This window comes from Erwinia sp. STN24 (assembly GCF_041320675.1).
GTDB lineage: Bacteria > Pseudomonadota > Gammaproteobacteria > Enterobacterales > Enterobacteriaceae > Erwinia > Erwinia aeris.
The window spans coordinates 311,054-332,656 of sequence record NZ_JBGGPM010000001.1 but is presented as its reverse complement, the minus strand read 5'-3'; the positions used below and the strand labels follow the sequence as shown (position 1 = coordinate 332,656).

The following is a 21,603-nucleotide window of genomic DNA, read 5'->3' as shown; positions in this document are numbered from 1 at the left end:
TGTCTGTTCCTTATTGACCCATCGTCAGGGTTTTCATCATCATTTGTTTAACGGTGTTCAGCACTTCAACGTTGGCCTGGTAACTGCGCGACGCCGACATGGTGTTAACCGTTTCCCCGACCACGTCCACGTTTGGCATCTTGACGTAACCTTTCGCGTCGGCCATTGGGTTGCCCGGTTCGTAAACCAGCTTCGCTGGCGTAGGATCGTCCACTACCTGCGCGACGCGTACGCCGCCGGTCGCAGCGCCTGGCGCCGCATCGGTCTGGAAAACCACCTGCTTCGCCACGTAAGGCTGACCGTCCGGCCCGGTTACGCTGTCGGCGTTGGCCAGGTTACTGGCGCTGACGTTCAGGCGCTGCGACTGGGCAGCCATTGCCGATCCGGCGATATTAAAAATGTTCAGTAAAGCCATTTATTATTGCCCCTGTAATACGGACATCATGCCTTTGATCTGGCCGCTGATAAGAGTCAGATCCGTTTGATACTTCAGGCTGTTATCCGCAAATTCGGTACGTTCGCGGTCCATATCCACCGTGTTGCCATCCAGCGAGGGCTGGGACGGCACGCGGTACATCAGATCCATCGATGCCGGTGCAGAAGACTGCGCAGCAATATGGCGTGACGAGGTGACCGCCAGCGACATGCCCGTTCCCTGCGCTCGCCCCTGCTCCATCACTTTGCTCAGCTGGCTGGCGAAATCGATATCGCGCGCCTGATAGCCTGGCGTGTCCGCGTTAGCGATATTGGATGCCAGGATTTCCTGCCGCTGTGCACGCAGGTTAAGTGCTTCAGTGTTAAACCGTAGGGCTGCGTCGAGTTTGTCGAGCATGTTTCCTCCGCAATTGAAAATTCAGTGGGGAGAGAATAAGCGGGTTAGGATTAATCCGATCGGCAGAATAGCGCTAAAAAGCGTCGTTAATTTGCGCCTTGACTTTGCGGCCCCGTGCGTAGAATCGTCGCCATGTTGCAGCGAGGATGAAAAATATGCGTGTGTTGACTCTCTTCCTGATGAGTCTGAGTCTGGCAACGGTTAGCGCCAGCGCCGCCGACCTGACGGCCCAGCTCAATCAATTTTTTAAAGCCCGCTATGGGGAAACCGGCCAGGGTGCCGATACCCTGAGCGTGGTAGTGAAAACGCCGCAGGGGCAGTGGCCCGCCTGTGATGCACCGCAATTTTCCTTACCGGGCAATAGCCGGATGTGGGGCAACATGAGCGTGGCCGCCAACTGTGGCCAGAACCGGCGCTATCTACAGGTACAGGTGCAGGTTGAAGGCGATTATCTGGTGGCGGCTCGCCAGGTCGTGCGCGGTACCGCGCTGACCGCGGACGATTTAAAAGTGGTGCATGGCCGTCTGGATACGCTGCCGGCGCGTGCGGTAATCAATATGGCCGACGTGGCCGACGCTGTCGCGCTGCGGGACATCGTGCCCGGCCAGCCGCTGACGATGATGATGGTGCGCCAGCCGTGGCGCGTGAAGGCCGGCGACAACGTCAATGTTATCGCCAGCGGAGACGGTTTTAACGTCGCCAGCGAGGGCCGCGCCATGAACAACGCCACGGCGGCGCAGCCGGTCAGAGTACGCATGAATTCAGGGCAGATTGTGAGCGGGAAAGTCGGCTCCGATGGGAATATTCTTATATCGTTGTAAAGCGTTAAAGATGGCTTCATCTCTGCCGATAGTGTAAATAACAGACGTAATACACTTGAGCAATTCAGGCCGCTATTTGCCTGAGCAAACTGGAGCCAGATTATGAGCATTGACAGAACTCAACCTATGAAGCCGGCCAGTACCGTGCAGCCTCGCGATCTTCCTGAAATGGCTACGCCGAAGGCGCAGAAGGTAGAGACAAAAACAACCGAATCAGGTACCCAGGTGGTACTGAGCGGCGCACAGTCACAGCTGACCAAATCCAGCTCGCAGGATATTAATACCGCGCGCGTTGAGCAGCTGAAGACCGCCATCCGTAACGGCGAACTGAAAATGGACACCGGCAAAATCGCCGACGCCCTGATCCAGCAAGCCAAAGACTCTTTAAAAGGTTAATCAGGTAAATGACTAAACTGTTGAACGCGCTCGATAAAATGCTGGAAGTCCTGAAAAGTCTGTCTGACGTAATGGCGGCAGAGCAACAACAGCTCTCGAGCGGTCAGATCAACAGCAGCCTGCTGCAACGTATTACGGAAGATAAAAGTTCGCTGCTGGCCACGCTCAATTTCCTTGAGCAGCTGCGCCGCGATGCGGAGAAAGAAGCGGGCTTCCACGCGCCCTACAGCGGTCAGCCGGAAATGGCTCGTCGCTGGGCTGCGCTACAGGAGCAGACGGTAAAACTGCGCGATACTAATTTGCATAACGGGATGTTGCTTAACCATCAAATCACCTTTACGGAAAAGGCGATTGAGGTATTAAAGCCCTATCAGACCCAGAAGTTTTATGGCCCGAACGGCCAGGCAACTTCAAGCGGCTTTATCAGCCGTAAGGTATAAAGCGCCGTCACTACCCCGGCCTGCGCCGGGGTTTGCGTTTTAGTGAGTGCAGAAGCTAAAAACCCCGTTTTGCAACGGGGTTTTGCTTTATATGGCCGTAGTGCGGGCGAAATCCTTAACGCGGAATCCCAGCAGCGCCAGCACCGCAAAGTAGACGCCGCCGCCAACGGCGCAGACCGCCGCCAGACGCAGCAAACGCATCAGCATATTGCCCTGCGCCCATTCCGGCATGACCCACATCATCCCTGTCAGCGCGGCCGCCATAGCGATAACCGCGATAACCAAACGCAGCAAAAAGCTGAACCAGCCAGGCTGTGGCAGAAATATTTTCTGTTTGCGCAGCTGCCAGTAAAGCAGCGCGGCGTTCAGACAGGCCGCCAGACCAATCGACAGCGACAAACCGGCATGTTTCAGCGGGCCGATAAAGGCCAGGTTCATTACCTGCGTCATAATCAGCGTCACGATGGCGATTTTGACCGGCGTTTTGATGTCCTGCCGCGAATAAAAGCCCGGCGCCAGGATTTTCACCACGATCAGCCCCATCAGGCCGACCGAATAGGCGACCAGCGCGCGCTGGGTCATGGCCGCGTCAAACGCGGAGAATTTCCCATACTGAAACAGCGCGACGGTCAGCGGCTTAGCGAGGATCCCCAGTGCAACCGCGCTTGGCAGCGCCAGCACGAAGCAGAGGCGCAGTCCCCAGTCCATCAGACGGTTATATTCATCGTGATTATTGCTGGCGAAGCTTTTGGCCAGCGAGGGCAGCAAAATGGTGCCCAGCGCCACGCCCAGCACCCCGGAAGGAAACTCCATCAGGCGGTCGGCGTAGTACATCCAGGAAACGGAACCGGAAACCAGAAATGAAGCGAAAATAGTGTTGATAATCAAAGAAATCTGGCTGACGGACACGCCCAGGATCGCTGGTCCCATCTGGCGCATCACCCGCCAGACGCCCGCATCCTTCAGGTTAAGGCGCGGCAGCACCAGCATGCCAATTTTCTTTAAATGCGGCAGCTGATAGCCCAGCTGTAAGACGCCGCCGACCACCACGGCCCAGGCCAGCGCCATCACCGGCGGATGGAAATGCGGGGCCGCGAACAGCGCAAAGCCGATCATGCTGATGTTCAGCAGCGTCGGCGCAAAGGCCGGCACGGAAAAGCGGTTCCAGGTATTCAGGATCGCGCCCGTCAGCGAGGCCAGCGAAATCAGCATGATATAGGGAAAGGTGACGCGCAGCAGCGCTGAAGTCAGCGCAAACTTGTCGGCCGTATCGGCAAAGCCGGGCGCGGTCACTAAAATCACCCAGGGCGCGGCAAACATCCCGGCCACGGTAATAATCGCCAGCGCCAGCGTTAACAGCCCCGAGACGTAGGCGATAAACACCCGCGTCGCCTCCTCGCCCTGCTTGCTTTTGTACTCCGCGAGGATCGGCACAAAGGCCTGAGAAAAGGCGCCTTCGGCAAAGATGCGGCGCAGCAGGTTCGGCAGTTTAAAGGCGACAAAGAAGGCGTCGGTTGCCATTCCCGCGCCGAACACTCTTGCCACGATGGCATCGCGCGCAAAGCCCAGCACGCGAGAAAACAGGGTCATCGAGCTGACCGCTGCCAGGGATTTCAACAGGTTCATGATCTTCGATTCTTTTAAAGGAGGTGGCGCGCCACGGTTATCATCCGGCCGCTTCAGACGGCGCGAAAGCTGGCATAGTCTACTGATATGCCGTGAAATAACCACATCCTATTGTTACAGCATTATTCCCTGTCGCTGTCGCGCCAGAGCTTTTCAATGACGCGCTGCGCCGCCAGCGCCTGCTCGCCGGAGGTTTGCGGCATAGTCTGATTTTGCGCGCAGTCGATAAAATGGCGCGCCACGCCGACGAAACCACGCTGTTCCAGCGTGCTCTGCCAGCCGGGAACGGGATCGATAACGAGGCGACCGGCCGTTTCCTGCCGTAGCTCCCGCATATCGTCAACCTGCCAGACGCTGCCGTCCGCTATCGCCATCACCGATTCGCGCTGGGTGCCCGCCCGACGGTGCATACTGGTGGTGATTTGCAGCTTGTCGACCTGAAAATGGTGCTCGGCATAGAGCATTTCGCCGTCGTCATTGGTCAGCAGCGTACCGCTTTGCAGTGTCGCCCCGCCGCCACCGAGCCACAGCGCGGTATCCACGACGTGCAGATAATCGTCCAGCAGCGTAAAAAAGAGATCGCGCGGGCCGACGCTGTCGCTGCGGTGTTTGTCCATGCGCAGCGAGGCCAGCCCGCCCAGCGCTTTTAGCTGCAGATAGCGAGGCGCAAAGCGGCGGTTGAACGCCACCATCAGCTTGCGGCCACGCTGCTGCGCCAGCGCCACCAGCTGTTCGGCTTCGGCAAGCGTAGCCGCCAGCGGTTTATCGACGCAGACATCCTTGCCCGCCAGCAGCAGCTGTTTAACGATGCTGAAGTGCGTGGCGGTTGAGGTATGCACAAAGATCGCGTCACAGTCGTTAATCAATCCATCCAGCGTGGCATAAAGAGGAATACGCCAGCTGTCGCAAATCGGGCGGGCCTTCTGCTGATTAGGGGAAAACGCGCCCGCCAGCTGCCAGCCCTGCGCGTCAGCCAACACCGGAAGCCAGGCTTTCTGCGCAATATTGCCCAGCCCCACCATACCTATACGCAACGTCATATCAGGATCCTTTCAGCAATTGAGCCAGCTGCCGCTGCATTTCCGCCATCTGGCGCTCGAGTTCCGCCACTCTTTCTGTCAAATCGCCGCTTTCTGGTGCGTCTGAAGAGGCGGGCAACGCGGCCTCATCCACCTCGCCGCTGAACAGATGCATATAGCGGCTTTCCCGCTTGCCTGGCTCACGCGCCAGCCGGACGACAAAGGGGCCGTCCTCGCGCGCGGCAAGATTTTCCAGCGTCCGCTCAAGCTCAGCCATATCGGCAAATTCATGCAGCCGTGCGCTGCGCGTGCGCAGTTCGCCCGGCGTTTGCGGGCCGCGCAGCAGCAAAGTAGCCACCAGCGCCAGCTCTGCGGCAGAAAATTTGAGCTGGCCGAACTCGCTGTTGCAGAAGCGGTGCTCATATTTCACCACTCTCTGGCCGGATCCGCTAAACGAGGTAACCAAATGCTTTTTCGCCAGCATGTCCAGCGCATCCTGCACGCCGGTTTCAGCCAGCGTCATCACGGGTTCGCGGTTCGATTTCTGGTTACAGGCCGTGACCACGCCGTTCAACGACATGGGATACTGATCGGGCGTCGTCACCTGCTTTTCCAGCAGGCAGCCAATAATGCGCGCCTCAACGGGCGAAAGAAGAATTTTCATCAAAGAGGTCCACGTCGTTCGGGTGTCCATTCTCTGGCGGTCAGCGCGGTCAGCACGTGATCCTGCCAGCGTCCGTCTATCAGCAGATAGTCTTTGGCATAGCCCTCTTTTTCAAAGCCGAGCCGGGCCAGTAAGTTGCCGCTGCGCTGATTATGCGGCATGTAGTTCGCCATAATTCTGTGCATATGTTGCTGGCGCTGCATATAACGAATAGCCGACTGGAGCGCCTCGAACATCATGCCCTGTCCCTGCCATTTCTGCCCCAGCGAATAGCCCAGATAGCAGGCGTGAAACGAGCCGCGCACCACGTTACTGAAGTTGGCCACGCCGCGCACTTCGTTTTCGTCCGGATCCATCACCGCAAAATAGTAGGCGTTGCCCTGCTTATGCATATCGGTGATCAGCCCCAGCCGCGCCTGCCAGCCGGAAGGATAGCAGTGGCTTTCATCCCGAATCGGCTCCCAGGGCTTAAGAAACGCCCGGTTTTCCGCATAGTAATCCGCCAGACGCCAGGCGTCTCTCTCGTGTACCAGGCGCACGACCAGCCTGTCGGTAGTCAGGCGCACTTTAGGGGCTGCGGAACGATAGCCAAACATCTTCTCTCCTGAATTCAGCCGATCATAAATAAAAGCGCCGCGTTGCGTCGACGGCACGTCTTTTTACTATAACCGCCTGATTGCAGTCGGGTAAAATAATGCCGGGAAATATTCCCGTTGTGAATGGCGGAAACGGCTGAAACGCACGATAGCTGGCGCACCGGTTTGCCCTGTCAGCCGTTCTCTTCCATACTCCCTGCATACATTAAGAAGGTTAATGGTATTTGCCGTTACCTTTATCGCTGTAAGGAGGCACTTTTGAAACTGTTTATTTACGAACACTGTCCGTTCTGCGTAAAGGCACGCATGATCTTTGGCCTGAAAAACCTGCCGGTCGAACTGGTGGTGATGCTGAATGACGATGAAGAAACGCCGAAGAAGCTGATCGGACAAAAAATGGCGCCGATCCTGATGAAAGAAGACGGCAGCTGCATGCCGGAAAGCCTGGATATCGTCGCCTTTGTTGATAAAAGCGACGGCGAGCCGCTGCTGACGGGCCGTCCTAATCCCGCGATCAGCGACTGGCTGCGTCACGTTAACAGCTATCTGAACAAGCTGCTGCTGCCTCGCATCGCCACGGCATCCTTTGCCGAGTTCGCCACGCCCGAAGCGCGCCGCTACTTCACGGAGAAAAAAGAAGCCAGCGTCGGCAGCTTTGACGAGCTGAGGCAGCATTCCGCAGGCTTTATTAAAAATATCAATGACGATCTGCGCAAGCTCGACAAGCTGATTGTGAAGCCCAACGCGGTGAACGGCGAGCTGTCGCTGGATGATATCCACCTTTTCCCGGTGCTGCGTTCCCTGACCCTGGTCGCGGGCGTTGACTATCCCAGCCGCGTGGCTGACTATCGCGACAATATGGCGAAACAGACGCAGATCAATCTGCTTTCTTCCGTGGCTGCCTGATCTTCCGGGGCCGTTTTCACGGCCCCGCCTTATTTCGTCACAACTTTTCCCACCTGCCGGGTGACTCTTTGTCATTTGTCGGGCAAGCTATCGCTGCGCGTCAGAAGGGGTAACTGACGTCATAACGTGACGAGGAGCACTATGAACAATCTTATGCGGGGCGCGATGGCCCTGATGCTGGCGCTGAGCCTGGCGGGCTGCAACAAGCTGACTCAATATTCCGTCAGCGAGCAGGAAGTAAACCAGGCGCTGCAAAAGCATAATAATTATGAAAAGCAGATTGGCGTGGCCGGGCTGATCGATGCCCATATTGTCCTGACCGATCTCAACAGCAAAATCGGGCGCGAAGAGGCGGACAAAGTCACGCTGACCGGTAAAGCTACCGTGGACATCAGCTCGCTGTTCGGCCCACAGCACGCGGAAATGCTGCTGACCATGAAGGCGCAGCCTGTTTTCGATAAGGAAAAGGGGGCAATCTTCCTGAAAGATATGCAGCTGACCGACGTCCAGGCGCAGCCCGCGAAAATGCAGGGCGTGCTGAATACGCTGACGCCCTACCTGAATCAGTCGCTGAAAGAGTATTTCAATCAGAAGCCGGCTTACCTGCTCAGCACCGATCGCAGCAAGGCGGAGTCGATGGCGAAGCGTTTCGCTAAAGGTCTGGTAGTGAAGCCTGGCGAGCTGGTGATCCCATTTACTGATTAACACCTCAGGGTTTCCCGACTGCTGCGGGAAACCCTGACGCACTAGCCTGAATATATGAGGCCTGGGGGCAAAGCAACGTTTGAGTTTCATTTTCAGGATTGTATATGCTCTGAGCGACAATAGCTCTTCATCACTAAGGCATTCGCTACGGTATAGAAAATATAACCGAAAAAATTCACAGCGTAGCAAGATCAATACATTAGCCACTTTCATGTAAAGATACTGAATTTGCTTTTAATCATACACATTTGATCTATACTAAATCCCGATGTGTAAACCAACTTTCGCCAGGAAGGCAGGAGGCATTATGGATAACCGAATCAGAGTGGCGTTTCATAACACAACGATGAAAAGCCCGGCAGAACACCTCGCTCAAAAACTCATTGATAACAGGGGACGTTATCATATTGATAAATATGGCGTTATTACCGTTGACTTTGAACACCCGGAAGTCAAAAAGAATATACTTAAACACATTGAACAGCTTAAATATTTTAAAATCTCGTCAAGGGACTGAAGAGAGAAGAAGTAGTGGGTACATTACAGCTAGCGGTCATTTTGCTTTGTGGTTATATCTTTGTTAATAATTCACTCAATCATAGGTATAGCTTTAAGCGAACTACCGGGTGGGACGCTTATTTTTACATAGCTGTGTATGGCGTCTTCTTTTCCAGTATGGGCTGGGCGCTTTGCTCTACTCTGAGTATAGGCGGTATCTTCCGCTGGGCAGAGCGCGAATTGGTATCTGTGGACACATTGCGGCGCTTATTCCCCGTTGTTTCAGGCTCGGACGTGATTCAGCTTAAAGAAATAAAAATGCTAATCTGGTCTGCTTGTTCGGTCCTCATATCTGCTATAGCCGCTTTTATTCGAAAAATGTATCTAAAAAAAGAGGTTCGACGTCTTAATGTTCTTGCCCGCACAGCCAGCTACAATGCTTTAGAAACACTTCTTATTGACGCCTCTGTTAGGCAATTTCCAGTTATTGTTACGCTAAAATCCCGCAAAGTTTATGTCGGTGTTGTTTATTGCCCCCAGCTTGAACATGGCGACTGTGAATTTTTTAGCCTGTTGCCCTTGCTAAGTGGTTACAGAGACAAAAATTTTCTGAACGTGGTTTTTAGTGTCAACTACCAGTCGTTATATATCCAGCAAGGAATAGTAAACGGTATTAATTTGTCTGGGTTAGGCCTGGATGATTTTCAAACCCTTCTACCTAAACGCGAAATTGATAATATCTCTTTTTTTGACTTGCCTACTTTCCAAAAATTCGCATCTGCCGAGAACGACGGAGCGCCTCCATCCTGAAAAGCCAGCCGATTATAAGTAAATTTGCTTTAATATCAGTTTTAAAGCCGCCTTCACCATGCCTTTTTATGCCCACTTTCCCTTTAATTTGCCAAAACATAGAGAACATCCAGTTGACCCTTTGCCAATGGTTACTTCTCAACGTAGGCGCATTAATGCGGCTAACTAAGTTGTTACAATACTGGCCTTTTCCGGCAAGGGGGAAAAAAGCTCAGCAGATATCAACATTATCGCTGCCGCCCTCACAAAGCAGGTGCAAACGTTTGGCTTTCCCTTTATCCTTGATACCCGGCCAAATCGCGCCATACGATTTCACTTCTGCCGGAGCCTGTTCATGACTGCACACCCTCAGCAACTTATTATCCGCCGCCCTGACGACTGGCATATCCATCTGCGAGACGATGAGATGCTGAAAACCGTGCTGCCCTTCACCAGCGAGGTCAACGGTCGGGCAATCGTTATGCCTAATCTGGTGCCGCCCATTGTCAGCGTAGCCGCCGCCGTGGCCTATCGCGATCGCATCCTGGCTGCCGTGCCGGAAGGCCACCGTTTTACGCCGCTGATGACCTGTTATCTGACCGATTCGCTGGCTGCGGACGAGGTCGAGAAAGGCTTTAGCGAAGGCGTGTTTACCGCTGCCAAACTTTATCCCGCCCATGCGACCACCAATTCCAGTCACGGCGTGACCAATATCGATGCCATCGCCACCGTGCTGGAGCGGATGCAGAAAATCGGCATGCCGCTGTTGATCCACGGCGAAGTGACCGATGCGCACATCGATATTTTCGATCGCGAGGCACGCTTTATCGAAACCGTGATGGAGCCGTTGCGCAACCGCTATCCGGCGCTGAAAGTGGTTTTTGAGCATATCACCACCAAAGAGGCCGCTGAGTACGTGCAGGAAGGCAATCATCTGCTTGGCGCCACCATCACCCCGCAGCACCTGATGTTCAACCGTAACCATATGCTGGTGGGCGGCGTGCGTCCGCATCTTTACTGTCTGCCCATCCTGAAGCGCAACGTGCATCAGGAAGCACTGCGCAAAGTGGTCGCCAGCGGCCACGAACGCTTCTTTTTGGGAACGGACACCGCGCCGCACCTGCGTCATCGTAAGGAGGCCAGCTGCGGCTGTGCAGGCGTCTTTAATGCCCCTTCTTCCCTGCCCGCCTACGCCACCGTGTTTGAAGAGCTGGGCGCGCTGGCGCATTTCGCCGCGTTCTGTTCCGAGAACGGCCCGCGCTTCTACGGCCTGCCGCTGAATGAAGGCACGCTGAAGCTGGTGCGTCAGCCGTGGACGGTGCCGGAGAGCGTCACGCTGGGCGAAGACACGCTGGTGCCGTTCCTGGCTGGCGAAACGCTGAACTGGCGCGTCGAGCTGTAATTCAGACAAAATGATTGCTTCCGCCGATCTTACTGTATATATTCACAGTGAATTCATCGGAGGCTTTTATGCGTATTGAAGTCACTGTAGCAAGAACCACCTCGCTGCCCGCTGGCGCCATCGATGCGCTGAGCGCCGAGCTGAGCAAGCGAATCGACAAACAATTTCCTGAATCCGCCCACAGCGTTTCGGTACGCTACGCCGCAGCCAATAATCTGACGGTGATGGGCGGCGGTAAAGAGGCAAAAGACCAGATTACCGATATCCTGCAGGAAACCTGGGAAAGCGCCGACGACTGGTTTATCACCGACTGATCGACGTCCCGTGGTCTTTCCGTTTTTTGCCGGGCTTCGCCGTCCGGCTTTTTTCTTTTCTCCCCTCTTTGCTCCTGACGGAATCTGGCTATAGTAGAGTGACCAAATATGCGTTGCTGCCGCTGGCTAAGAGGTCTGCCATGAATGTTGAAAATCCTGAAGAAGCGATGACGTTTGGCGAGCTGCTGGCGCTGATCGCCGATCAACAGCGCCGCCTGAGCGTGCTGGAAGTTGCTTTCTCCTCTCTCTCTTTGTGCCTGGATGAACAGGCCGCGCTGCGGCTGGTCGACAAGCTTCGTCTGGAAGCGACCCGTTCAGATTATGATGAAAATAAGCGGCAGCACTTCGCCGCGCTGGCCGATGAGTTAGCCAAACGAGCCGGGTGAATAATATTTACTCAAGTATTGTTATTTCGCTGCCGATATTTATTATATCGGGAGCACCCGCTCTTAGTTTCTGCGTACGCAATCCCGTAACAATTAAAGGCAATCGGCTCAGATCGACATTTCATTCTGCGAACATTGGAATTTCTGTTATAATTTTCCTGTTCTATGAAAAAAAGCCGCATTGAACCTCGATAAATCACTTCGTTGTCATTGTTAACACGAGTAATAAGGGGGTTATAATGGACAGAAACAAAGAGGTTATCCAGACACATCCCCTCGTTGGGTGGGATATCAGTACCGTAGACAGCTACGATGCTATGATGATCCGTCTGCATTCACTTTCATCAAATGAACAGCCAGACGATGAAGCTGAAGTGGGCCAGACCTACTGGCTGACCACCGATGTTGCCAGACAATTTATCTCCATTCTCGAAGCTGGCATAGCGAAGATAGAAGCTACTGAATATCAGGATCGCGACTACAAAAAGCACTAATTTCGTCCGCGTTGGCCTGAAGGCACCCAAATGGGTGCCTTTTTCATTTCTGCCGCATTTTTTTTCATTCCAGCCGCATTTTGCTATTCTGCCTGCCTGTATAACCGATGGAGCCAGGTACTGATGGTTTATGACTTAATTGTGGTGGGCAGCGGCTCGGTAGGTGCAGCGGCCGGCTGGTACGCCACCCAGGCGGGACTGAATGTCCTGATGATCGATCGGGCGCATCCGCCCCATCGCGAAGGCAGCCATCATGGAGACACGCGTTTAATTCGCCACGCTTACGGCGAAGGCGCCCGCTACGTGCCGATGGTATTGCGCGCTCAGCAGCTGTGGGACGAGCTGGAGCAGCAGTGCGGCGAGCGAATTATGCAGCGCAGCGGCGTGCTGAATCTTGCGCCTGATCGTTCCGAATTTATCCGCAACGTGCGGCAGAGCGCCGAAACCTATAGCCTGCCGGTGGAGATCTTCAGCGGTGAAGATGCCATGCGGCGCTGGCCGCAGCTGGCCGTCCCTGAAAACTATACGGGGATTTACGAGCCGCAGTCCGGCTATCTGAAATCCGAACTGGCTATTCGTCACCTGATCCGCCTGTGCAAAGAAGCGGGCTGCGCGCAGCTGTTTAACTGCGCGGTCACCGGGCTGGAGGAGCGTGACGGCCTGCAAGTCGTCCAGACCCCGGAAGGCGCCTTCCGGGGCAAAAAGCTGCTGCTGAGCGCCGGAACCTGGATCAAAACGCTGCTGCCGGAACTGCCTGTCACCCCTGTCAGAAAAGTCTTTGCCTGGCATCAGGCGGACGGCCGCTACAGTGAAAATAATAAGTTTCCCGCGTTTGCCGTGGAAATGCCGGACGGCACCCATTTTTATGGATTTCCTGCTGAAAACAACGCGATCAAAATCGGCAAGCACAACGGCGGTCAGCCGATTAGCGCGCCGGAACAACGTAAGCCTTTTGGCGCCGTTGCTGAAGACGGCAGCGAACTCTTCGGATTTTTACGGCAGTTTTTACCTGGTGTAGGCGTTTGCCTGCGTGGTGAAGCCTGTACCTACGATAATACGGCGGACGAAGATTTTATTATCGATACGCTGGGAGCAGACAGGTTGATTATTAGCGGGCTAAGCGGACACGGATTTAAATTCGCCACGGTATTGGGTGAAATCGCCGCGCAATTTGCTCAGGGAAAAACCGCAGAATTTGATTTAACGCCCTTCTCACTTTCCCGCTTATAAATAAAAAAGGCGGCATCGTTAAATGCCGCCTTTCCATAACGCTAATTATTTCCAGCCGTCATCTGATAACGGCGAGAAATATTATTTAACCGACGCCGCCGCATCTTTCTTTTGCTGACGCAGACGGAGTTTTTTCACCAGCTTGTGCGCTTCCGCTTCGCTGCCAACCGCAGGCGCTGAACCGGTCAGCGGCTTACGTGCCGTTTCACGCATGGTAAAGACGGTGATCACGCCGATTGCGCCAGCGCCCATCAGATAGTAAGCCGGCATCATCAGGTTATGCGTCGTTTCCACCAGCCAGGTAGTAATCAGCGGCGTGGTGCCGCCAAACAGCGAAACGGACAGGTTAAAGCCGATCGCCAGCGCGCTATAGCGAATATCCGTGGCAAACAGCGCAGGCAGCGTGGCCGGCATCGAGCCGCTAAAGCAGGTGTGCAGCACGCCAAGGATGATCAGCCCGGCAAACACCAGCCACATATTACCGGAACCAATCAGCATCATGCTTGGGATAGCCAGCACAATCAGGCCGATAGCGCCGCTTAAAATAACCGGACGACGGCCCAGGCGATCGTTCCAGTGCCCGGAAAACAGCGTCAGCGGCATCATCACAAACATCACCACCAGGATCAGCAGCAGGCTGCTCATCTCGCTCAGGCCGAGGATACCGGTCAGGTAGCTTGGCATATAGGAGGTCAGCATGTAGTTGGAGACGTTAAACAGCAGCACCAGGCCAATACATTTCAGCATCTGGGCGCGATATTTGCTCAGCATTTGCAGCAGCGTCAGACGTGGCTTGCTGTGTTCCAGCGCGTCCTGCTTTTCCATATGCTTCTGGAACGCCGGAGTTTCTTCCAGCTTCAGACGGACATAAAGACCAAACAGCCCCAGCGGCGCGGCGATAAAGAACGGAATACGCCAGCCCCAGTCCAGTAGCGTCGCCTCCGGCATCGCCGCCGTCAGGCCGGTGACCAGCCCTGCGCCGAGCAGATAGCCGCCTAACGTGCCGAACTCCAGGAAGCTACCCATAAAGCCGCGACGGTTATCGGTAGAGTATTCGGCGATAAAAGTCGCCGCGCCGCCATATTCACCGCCGGTGGAGAAGCCCTGCACCAGGCGAGCGACCAGCAGCAGAATTGGCGCAAGAATACCGATGCTGTCATAGCTGGGGATCAGGCCGATACAGAAGGTACCGATAGCCATCATAATCATGGTGACGGCCAGCACTTTCTGCCGTCCAACTTTATCGCCCAGCGGCCCGAACACCAGCCCGCCGATAGGACGCACCACAAAGGCTGCCGCAAAGGCACCAAAGGCGGCAAGCAGCTGGGCCGCCGAACTGCCGCCGGGGAAGAAGACCTTACCAATAGTCACGGCCAGATAGCTGTAGACGCCGAAGTCGAACCATTCCATCGCGTTACCGAGCGCGGCTGCGCCGACGGCACGCTTCAGCATGTCGTTATCCACGATGGTGATATCGTCTACGGTGAGTTCTTTCTGTTTTTTCTGCCAGAAGTGCTTTTTATGTCTGTTTTCTGAGTGCGTGCTCATGCAGTCCCCTTAATGAGAATGACTGGCAGCATCATAGCTTTCGTTGCCGGTGGAGCCTGTAGAGAAAGAAGGGAATGAAAGCTATAAAGCAGCGAAGATTAAAAGTACGGCGCTTAAAAACGTTTCTTTACGGGAATTTACTCTATACGACAGTCTTCTTTTTATCAAGTTTGTGACAGAAATCGCTGTAATAGCCATTTTAATACTGTGCGTATCGCGTTGTGGGGCCGGAAGGCAGCAGGACGCCCTGCCTGAAAAAGCCGTGCTGATGCGCTACTGACTGCTGAGATTGACATTCTTTACGGGCTTTCAGTATGTTGTAACTATATGTAGACGACAAAACGTTAGCGCAATGTTAGCGAGGCAAAAAAGTGAGAAAACGGGGAATTGCCGCCGTTACCGGCTGAAAGAGCAAAAAAGGCCGGTAAAACCGGCCCTGAATGCTGCCTGACGGTCACTCAGTTATCGGGCGTTGGGATTTTTAGCGTCATATTCAGCAAGCCGCGCGACTTGTTGAAAATTTTATTGCCGTTTTCCCGACCGGCGCGACGCGCCCGCTGTTCTTCCGGCGCCAGCGCCAGCTCTTCCATACAGATTGGGCTACAGCAGTCGTGATACTTTTCCGCACAGCTGGCGCACTGAATAAACAGCAGATGGCAGCCGTCGTTTTTGCAGTTAACGTGCGTATCGCAGGCCGTGCCGCACTGATGGCAATGCGCAATAACATCATCGGAAATACGTTCGCCCATGCGCTCATCAAAAACAAAGTTTTTGCCCTTGAAGCGTACCGGCAGCCCCTGCTCGCGTGCGCGACGCGCGTATTCGATAATGCCGCCTTCAATGTGATAGACGTTCTCAAAACCGTTGTGCCGCATCCAGGCGCTCGCCTTTTCACAGCGGATCCCGCCGGTGCAGTACATCACGATTTTTTTATCTTTGCTGTCCTGCAGCATATCCACGGCCATCGGCAGCTGGTCGCGGAAGGTATCCGCCGGGATTTCCAGCGCGTTGTCAAAGTGCCCGACTTCATACTCGTAGTGGTTGCGCATATCGACAAAGACCGCATCCGGATCGTCCAGCATGGCGTTGACCTCGCCCGCTTTCAGGTAGCCGCCGACGTCGCTGGCGTCGAAGGTTTCGTCTGCGATGCCGTCAGCAACGATGCGCTCGCGCACTTTCAGACGCAGCACCCAGAACGATTTTCCGTCATCGTCGAGCGCGATATTCATTCGCAGGTTGTCCAGCGCCGGGTCGAAAGCGTAAAGCATCGTCTTCATCGCTTCATAATTGCTGGCCGGCACGCTGATTTGCGCATTGATCCCTTCTGCGGCGACGTAAACGCGACCAAACACTTTCAGTTTGGTTAAGGCGATATAGAGCGCGTCACGAAACGCTTTGGGATCGGTAATGGTGAAATACTTGTAAAAAGAGACTGTGGTACGCGGCTCGGTCTCGGCCAGCATCCGCGCTTTCAGCTCTTCATTAGAAACAAGGTTATGTAACACTGGCATGGTGTACGTTCCTGCGACTTTTGAGAAATTTTGCGGGCGATATCATACCTGAATAGCGCCAGAAGCAAACCAAAATCGGGCCGCAGCGTAAAAAATTCGTCTCAGGAAAGTTAGAGCCTTGCAACAGGTGGAAAAGCATATCCGGACCAACATCACAAAAAAATCCGCCTATAGTTAGCCTGTTCCGACTTAATTTTTTACGGAGATATTGCATGAGTCAGCTATTTACCCCAATCGAGCTGGGCAAGTTAACGCTTAAGAACCGTATCGCCATCGCACCGATGTGCCAGTACTCCGCCGAGCACGGCAAAGCCACCGCCTGGCACCGCATTCATCTGGGTCATCTGGCGCTCTCCGGCGCCGGCCTGCTGATTGTCGAAGCGGCGGCCATTGAAGCCGCCGGCCGCATTACGCCGCAGGATTTAGGCCTGTGGGATGACGAAACCGAACAGGCGCTGGGCAGCGTGCTGCAGGATGTACGCAGCTATTCCACGATGCCGATTGGTATCCAGCTGGCCCATGCCGGCCGCAAAGCCTCTACCGATGTGCCATGGCGCGGCGGCGGTTTCCTGCAGCCGGAACAGGGCGGTTGGCAGACCTCCGCGCCTTCTGCGGTGCCTTTCAGCGATGACGATAACGCGCCGGTTGCGCTCACGCTCGAACGTATTGAAGAGATCAAACAGGCCTTCGTCGACAGCGCTGTTCGTGCCGATCGCCTTGGTCTGGATCTGGTGGAAGTTCACGCCGCGCATGGCTATCTGCTGCATCAGTTCCTGTCTCCGCTTTCCAACAAGCGCGAAGACCAGTACGGCGGCTCGCTGGAAAATCGTATGCGCCTGACGCTGGAAGTGTTCCGCGAGGTGCGTCGCGTATTCCCGGCAGACAAGCCGGTTGGCGTGCGTATTTCCGCTACCGACTGGGTAGACGGCGGCTGGGATCTGGCGCAGTCCATCGCGCTGAGCAAAGCGCTGGAGGCGGAAGGCTGTGCCTATATCCACGTGTCCAGCGGCGGCCTGGCACCGCAGCAGAAAATCACCGTCGGCCCGAACTATCAGGTGCCTTTCGCTGCGGCGATTAAAAAAGAAGTCGCCATCCCGGTGATTGCGGTCGGGCTGATTACCGAACCGCGCCAGGCGGAAGCGGTGCTGGTGGAAGGCGAAGCGGATATGGTCGCGCTGGCTCGCGGTATGCTTTATAACCCGCGCTGGCCGTGGCATGCCGCCGCCGAGCTGGGTGCGAAGGTGGACGCGCCAGAGCAATACTGGCGTTGCGAACCCCATGAAGTCAAAGGGCTGTTTAATTCGTAGTCCCTGTTAACCAGCGCGCGCCCGCGCGCTGGTGTTTAAACCTTCTGAATCTCAACGCATTATTTCAGTTCGCTGTCAAAAAATGGCACAATAGGTCATAAATAATAAATCCCGGGCAGCATAATGGTGCCCCTTTTTTACGATCTGGAAACTCATGACTCAGCTGCCTCAGTTTTCGCGCGCTTTGTTGCATCCCCGTTATTGGTTTACCTGGTTGGGTATTGGTCTGCTCTACGTGCTGGTGCTGTTGCCCTATCCCGTGCTCTATCGCCTCGGTTGCGGCCTGGGTCGTCTTTCCATGCGTTTTATCACTCGCCGCGTGGCGGTAGCCCGACGCAATCTGGAACTTTGCTTCCCTGAAATGCCGGAAGCGGAGCGCGAGGCGATGGTGGTTCGCAACTTCGAATCCGTCGGCATGGGCTTAATCGAAACCGGCATGGCCTGGTTCTGGCCTGACTGGCGCATCAGCAAATGGTTTCAGGTCAGCGGTCTGGAGCATATCGACAAAGCGCATCAGGAAGGCAAAGGCGTGCTGCTGATCGGGATGCATTTTCTGACCCTGGAACTGGGCGCCCGCATCTTCGGCATCCATAATCCCGGTATCGGCGTTTATCGTCCTAACGACAACGCGCTGCTGGACTGGCTGCAAACCTGGGGCAGAATGCGATCCAATAAAAGCATGTTGGATCGCAAGGATCTGAAAGGCATGATCCGCGCGCTGAAAAACGGCGATATTATCTGGTACGCGCCCGATCATGACTACGGCCCAAAAAGCAGCGTGTTCGTGCCCTTTTTCGGCGTGGAAAAAGCGGCTTCCACCAAAGGCAGCTATCTGCTGATCCGCAGCGGCCAGCCCGCCGTGATCCCTTTTGTGCCGCGTCGCTTACCGCACGGCAGAGGCTATGAGATGGTGATCCTGCCGGCGGAAGAGAATATGCCGCTGGATGATGAAGCTGCTACCGCCGCGCGAATGAATAAAGTCGTCGAGCACGGCGTGCTGATGGCGCCGGAGCAGTATATGTGGCTGCACCGCCGCTTTAAAACGCGCCCCGCAGGCGAACCCTCTCTGTACTGATGCTCCGGGCGGAACCGACCCCGCCCGTTTCTCAACCACGGCTCAATCCTCCCGCGTTTTCCCCGGCGGGTGCTATTAAGTCGTGCGCTTTAGGCGCATACTTAGTCTGCTAACAAACTGACCAGGCTGCGCTTATGGCTGTGACCGATGCTTCCCCTTCCCCGATTAACTGGCAAAAAAACCTCTTTGTCGCCTGGTGCGGCTGTTTTCTGACCGGCGTCGCCTTCAGCCTCGTGATGCCCTTTCTGCCGCTTTACGTCGAGCAGCTTGGCGTAACCGATCCGCAGTCGCTGAATCTTTGGTCGGGGGTGGTATTCAGCATTACCTTTTTGTTTTCCGCTGTCGCGTCGCCATTCTGGGGCGGGCTGGCCGATCGTAAAGGCCGCAAAATCATGCTGTTGCGGTCGGCGCTTGGCATGGCGATAGTGATGGTGCTGATGGGGATGGCCACCTCCATCTGGCAGTTTCTGGCGCTGCGGGCGTTGTTAGGTCTGCTGGGCGGTTTTGTGCCCAATGCCAACGCGCTGATAGCGACTCAGGTGCCGCGGAAGCGAAGCGGCTGGGCGCTGGGCTGGCTGTCGACGGGCGCGGTTAGCGGCGCATTGATCGGCCCACTGATTGGCGGATTGCTGGCCGACAGCTTTGGCCTGCGCCCGGTGTTCTTTATTACCGCCGCCGTGCTGTTTCTCTGTTTCCTGATGACGCTGTTTGCTATCCGCGAAACCTTCGTGCCGGTACAGAAGAAAGATATGCTGCACGCCCGTGACGTTTTTAGCTCTTTAAAACGGCCGAAGCTGGTGCTGGCGCTGTTTGTCACCACGCTGATTATTCAGGTTGCTACCGGATCTATCGCGCCTATTCTGACGCTCTACGTGCGGGATCTGGCTGGCGATATCCAGAATCTGGCGTTTGTCAGCGGAATGATTGCCTCGGTGCCCGGCGTCGCTGCGCTGCTCAGCGCGCCCCGGCTGGGTAAACTGGGCGACCGTATCGGGCCTGAGCGTATTCTTATCGCCATGCTGGTGGTTTCCGTGCTGCTACTGATCCCGATGTCGCTGGTGCAGACCCCTTTGCAACTGGGGATCCTGCGTTTTCTGCTGGGCGCGGCCGACGGCGCGCTGCTGCCCGCGGTACAGACGCTGCTGATCTATAACGTCAGCAATAGCGTCGCCGGACGTATCTTTAGCTATAACCAGTCATTTCGCGATATTGGCAACGTTACCGGGCCGCTGATGGGCGCGGTGGTTTCGGCTCACTGGGGGTTTCGTGCGGTGTTTATCGTAACGGCCGCCATCGTGCTTTTCAATGCGGTTTACTCATGGCGGACGCTGCGCCGCCGCGTGACGAGACCGGACGCGTAAACTATAACGCGCCCAGGAAATTACCTATCGTGTCGGCAAGCTCGCGGATACGCGGCTCGCAGCGGCGATAGTAGGTCCACTTGCCGACTTTGCTCGCCTCCAGCAGGCCCGCTTCCTGAAGCACCTTCAGGCAGAGCGAGGTGGCGGGCTGCGATAAGCCCGCCTTGTCCTGAATCAGGCTGGCGCACACCCCGTAACGGTCGAAGTCATACAGCTGGCTATAGCCGGCAAAGGCTTCATCAGGGTTTTTCAGCCAGGCCAGCACGGCCATGCGTGTCGGATTGGCCAGCAGCTTCATCGCGTTTTCAGGGGTCATCCAGCCTCACAAAATCAGGAACCGTAAAAAGGATAGTCAGTATACCCTTTACGCGTGCCGCCATATAGCGAAGCGGCATCCACGGCGTTCAGCGGATAGCCGTGGCGAAAGCGTTCCGGCAGATCCGGGTTGGCGATAAAGGTTCTGCCAAAGCCAAACAGATCGCCCCAGCCCTGTTGCAGCACGTGTTCTGCCTTTTCCTGGGTGTAGCGGCCGGAATAGATAATTGGCCCGCGCCAGGCTTTACGCAGCGCAATGCGGAAGGTTTCCGGCAGATCGGGGCTGTTATCCCAGTCGGCTTCTGCGATTGACAGATAACCGATCTCAAGCGTATTCAGCATCTCTGCCGCTACGGTGTAGGTAGTCTGCGGATCGCTTTCCACCAGGCCCAGGTAAACCCGCTCTTCATCCGTACTGGTAAACAGCGGTGCAAAGCGTACCCCGACGCGATGGCTGCCAAACACGGAACTGACCGCTTCGGTAACTTCTTTCAGGAAGCGCAGCCTGTTTTCCAGCGAGCCGCCATATTCATCGGTGCGGAAATTGCTGTGTTCGGAAATAAACTGATTGATCAGGTAGCCGTTGGCTGAATGCAGCTCAACGCCGTCAAACCCGGCTTCCTTCGCGTTTTGCGCCGCCGTGCGGTACAGCTCGACAATCTCTTTGACTTCGGCGGTGGTCAGTTCGCGCGGCGCATCCGGCGCGGTCAGGATGCCTTCGCCCGGTCCGGTTTCGATAAAGACGCGTACGCCCGTTGCAGGCACGGCAGACGGCGCCACCGGCGGCTGCTTGCCCGGTTGCAGTTCGCTATGTGAAACGCGTCCCACATGCCACAGCTGGCAAAAAATTGTTCCGCCTTCCTGATGGACGGCTGCGGTGACCTTTTTCCAGCCCGCAATCTGCTCCGCGCTGTGGATACCTGGCGTCCAGGCGTAGCCCTGCCCGCGCGGTTCAATCTGCGTGCCTTCCGTGATCATAAAACCGGCGCTGGCGCGCTGGCGGTAGTAGTCCACCATCATCTCGCCCGGCACGTTGCCCGGCTGGTCGCTGCGGCAACGCGTCAGCGGCGGCAGCACGATACGGTTACGTAAGGTCAGATCGCCAATTTGCAAAGGCGTAAACAGGGTTTGCTTGCTCATAATTCCACTCGCTCAGGTAATAAGAGCCGCTATTATATTTAAACATTTAAATGTGTAAATTCATTTTGTGCTGTTGATGAAATATTAGCGATGCTTCAGCCAATCATCCGGGTAACCCATTGATATCGTTCGTATGTGGAGGAATAAGCCGTTTTGTGCAGGTTTTATGCTAAAACTGTTTAAAGTTTTTTCAGGGTGTGACGATAAATAATACAGACGGTGACGGGC

The 21,603-nt window shown here is 55.4% G+C and carries 25 protein-coding genes; 15 read left to right on the top strand and 10 right to left on the bottom strand.

The features are described from left to right. Window positions 1-10 precede the first annotated feature (10 nt). Both flgC and flgB read right to left on the bottom strand, forming a co-directional pair. Window positions 11-415: a flagellar basal body rod protein FlgC gene (gene flgC, locus ACA373_RS01610; RefSeq protein ID WP_253454607.1), complete on the bottom strand. Its 405-nt coding sequence runs from the start codon at window positions 413-415 to the stop codon at window positions 11-13. 3 nt (window positions 416-418) lie between these two features. Continuing rightward, complete coding sequence (flgB, locus tag ACA373_RS01605) at window positions 419-832, bottom strand: flagellar basal body rod protein FlgB (protein ID WP_125290789.1); 414 nt, start codon at window positions 830-832, stop codon at window positions 419-421. A gap of 155 nt (window positions 833-987) precedes the next feature. On the opposite strand from flgB, the gene flgA reads away from it, so the two are divergent. The 3 genes from flgA to flgN all read left to right on the top strand — a co-directional run bounded on the left by flgA (window position 988) and on the right by flgN (window position 2,489). Further along, the gene (gene flgA, locus ACA373_RS01600) at window positions 988-1,653 is read left to right on the top strand and encodes a flagellar basal body P-ring formation chaperone FlgA (protein WP_253454608.1); all 666 of its coding nucleotides are present in this window, start codon (window positions 988-990) and stop codon (window positions 1,651-1,653) included. A 102-nt stretch (window positions 1,654-1,755) separates the two neighbouring features. Then, a complete protein-coding gene (gene flgM / locus ACA373_RS01595; protein ID WP_125290791.1) occupies window positions 1,756-2,049 on the top strand; it encodes a flagellar biosynthesis anti-sigma factor FlgM in 294 nt (97 codons plus the stop codon). 8 nt (window positions 2,050-2,057) lie between these two features. Then, a complete protein-coding gene (gene flgN, locus ACA373_RS01590; RefSeq protein ID WP_125290792.1) occupies window positions 2,058-2,489 on the top strand; it encodes a flagellar export chaperone FlgN in 432 nt (143 codons plus the stop codon). An 87-nt stretch (window positions 2,490-2,576) separates the two neighbouring features. On the opposite strand, the gene murJ is transcribed toward flgN, so the two are convergent. The 4 genes from murJ to rimJ all read right to left on the bottom strand — a co-directional run bounded on the left by murJ (window position 2,577) and on the right by rimJ (window position 6,394). Then, window positions 2,577-4,115, bottom strand: coding sequence for a murein biosynthesis integral membrane protein MurJ (gene murJ / locus ACA373_RS01585; protein WP_370733902.1), 1,539 nt, complete (start codon window positions 4,113-4,115; stop codon window positions 2,577-2,579). Window positions 4,116-4,237: 122 nt separating this feature from the next. Beyond that, window positions 4,238-5,155, bottom strand: a complete 918-nt coding sequence (locus ACA373_RS01580; RefSeq protein ID WP_370733901.1) for a Gfo/Idh/MocA family protein — start codon at window positions 5,153-5,155, stop codon at window positions 4,238-4,240. A gap of 1 nt (window position 5,156) precedes the next feature. Beyond that, window positions 5,157-5,798: a DUF480 domain-containing protein gene (locus ACA373_RS01575; RefSeq protein ID WP_253454611.1), complete on the bottom strand. Its 642-nt coding sequence runs from the start codon at window positions 5,796-5,798 to the stop codon at window positions 5,157-5,159. Continuing rightward, window positions 5,798-6,394, bottom strand: a complete 597-nt coding sequence (rimJ, locus tag ACA373_RS01570; protein WP_125290796.1) for a ribosomal protein S5-alanine N-acetyltransferase — start codon at window positions 6,392-6,394, stop codon at window positions 5,798-5,800. Before rimJ ends, ACA373_RS01575 begins: the two co-directional genes overlap by 1 nt. Window positions 6,395-6,652: 258 nt before the next feature. Between rimJ and grxB the strand changes: the two genes are divergently transcribed. The 9 genes from grxB to solA all read left to right on the top strand — a co-directional run bounded on the left by grxB (window position 6,653) and on the right by solA (window position 13,118). Then, window positions 6,653-7,300, top strand: coding sequence for a glutaredoxin 2 (gene grxB, locus ACA373_RS01565; RefSeq protein WP_253454612.1), 648 nt, complete (start codon window positions 6,653-6,655; stop codon window positions 7,298-7,300). Between the two features lie 141 nt (window positions 7,301-7,441). Beyond that, window positions 7,442-8,005: a lipoprotein gene (locus ACA373_RS01560; RefSeq protein ID WP_301252709.1), complete on the top strand. Its 564-nt coding sequence runs from the start codon at window positions 7,442-7,444 to the stop codon at window positions 8,003-8,005. A 307-nt stretch (window positions 8,006-8,312) separates the two neighbouring features. Beyond that, entirely contained in the window at window positions 8,313-8,522 is a 210-nt protein-coding gene (locus ACA373_RS01555; RefSeq protein ID WP_370733900.1) for a hypothetical protein, read from the top strand. Window positions 8,523-8,536: 14 nt separating this feature from the next. Next, window positions 8,537-9,313: a hypothetical protein gene (locus tag ACA373_RS01550; RefSeq protein WP_370733899.1), complete on the top strand. Its 777-nt coding sequence runs from the start codon at window positions 8,537-8,539 to the stop codon at window positions 9,311-9,313. A gap of 334 nt (window positions 9,314-9,647) precedes the next feature. Beyond that, window positions 9,648-10,694 carry a dihydroorotase gene (gene pyrC, locus ACA373_RS01545; protein ID WP_370733898.1) on the top strand — a complete coding sequence of 349 codons (1,047 nt, stop codon included), beginning with the start codon at window positions 9,648-9,650 and terminating at the stop codon, window positions 10,692-10,694. Between the two features lie 68 nt (window positions 10,695-10,762). Then, window positions 10,763-11,008 carry a DNA damage-inducible protein I gene (dinI, locus tag ACA373_RS01540; RefSeq protein WP_125290800.1) on the top strand — a complete coding sequence of 82 codons (246 nt, stop codon included), beginning with the start codon at window positions 10,763-10,765 and terminating at the stop codon, window positions 11,006-11,008. A 140-nt stretch (window positions 11,009-11,148) separates the two neighbouring features. Continuing rightward, complete coding sequence (locus ACA373_RS01535; protein ID WP_253454615.1) at window positions 11,149-11,394, top strand: hypothetical protein; 246 nt, start codon at window positions 11,149-11,151, stop codon at window positions 11,392-11,394. A gap of 239 nt (window positions 11,395-11,633) precedes the next feature. Further along, window positions 11,634-11,888 (top strand): biofilm formation regulator BssS, encoded by a 255-nt coding sequence (gene bssS / locus ACA373_RS01530; protein WP_125290802.1) that lies wholly within the window; start codon window positions 11,634-11,636, stop codon window positions 11,886-11,888. Window positions 11,889-12,011: 123 nt separating this feature from the next. Beyond that, window positions 12,012-13,118, top strand: coding sequence for an N-methyl-L-tryptophan oxidase (gene solA, locus ACA373_RS01525; RefSeq protein ID WP_301252706.1), 1,107 nt, complete (start codon window positions 12,012-12,014; stop codon window positions 13,116-13,118). A gap of 81 nt (window positions 13,119-13,199) precedes the next feature. Here solA and proP read toward each other — a convergent pair whose 3' ends face one another. Both proP and ACA373_RS01515 read right to left on the bottom strand, forming a co-directional pair. Continuing rightward, a complete protein-coding gene (gene proP, locus ACA373_RS01520; RefSeq protein WP_301252705.1) occupies window positions 13,200-14,666 on the bottom strand; it encodes a glycine betaine/L-proline transporter ProP in 1,467 nt (488 codons plus the stop codon). A 458-nt stretch (window positions 14,667-15,124) separates the two neighbouring features. After that, the gene (locus ACA373_RS01515) at window positions 15,125-16,177 is read right to left on the bottom strand and encodes a rhodanese-related sulfurtransferase (protein WP_253454619.1); all 1,053 of its coding nucleotides are present in this window, start codon (window positions 16,175-16,177) and stop codon (window positions 15,125-15,127) included. Window positions 16,178-16,389: 212 nt separating this feature from the next. On the opposite strand from ACA373_RS01515, the gene ACA373_RS01510 reads away from it, so the two are divergent. From ACA373_RS01510 to mdtG, 3 genes are all read left to right on the top strand, one after another. Continuing rightward, window positions 16,390-17,484, top strand: a complete 1,095-nt coding sequence (locus ACA373_RS01510) for an NADH:flavin oxidoreductase/NADH oxidase (RefSeq protein ID WP_253454620.1) — start codon at window positions 16,390-16,392, stop codon at window positions 17,482-17,484. Between the two features lie 154 nt (window positions 17,485-17,638). Then, window positions 17,639-18,559, top strand: coding sequence for a Kdo(2)-lipid IV(A) acyltransferase (locus ACA373_RS01505; protein WP_301252704.1), 921 nt, complete (start codon window positions 17,639-17,641; stop codon window positions 18,557-18,559). Between the two features lie 134 nt (window positions 18,560-18,693). Further along, window positions 18,694-19,920: a multidrug efflux MFS transporter MdtG gene (gene mdtG / locus ACA373_RS01500; protein WP_253454622.1), complete on the top strand. Its 1,227-nt coding sequence runs from the start codon at window positions 18,694-18,696 to the stop codon at window positions 19,918-19,920. A gap of 1 nt (window position 19,921) precedes the next feature. Here the strand turns inward: mdtG and ACA373_RS01495 are convergent, their stop codons facing one another. Beyond that, a complete protein-coding gene (locus ACA373_RS01495; RefSeq protein WP_253454623.1) occupies window positions 19,922-20,236 on the bottom strand; it encodes a helix-turn-helix transcriptional regulator in 315 nt (104 codons plus the stop codon). A gap of 14 nt (window positions 20,237-20,250) precedes the next feature. After that, the gene (locus ACA373_RS01490) at window positions 20,251-21,375 is read right to left on the bottom strand and encodes an alkene reductase (protein ID WP_253454624.1); all 1,125 of its coding nucleotides are present in this window, start codon (window positions 21,373-21,375) and stop codon (window positions 20,251-20,253) included. Between the last annotated feature and the right edge of the window lie 228 nt (window positions 21,376-21,603).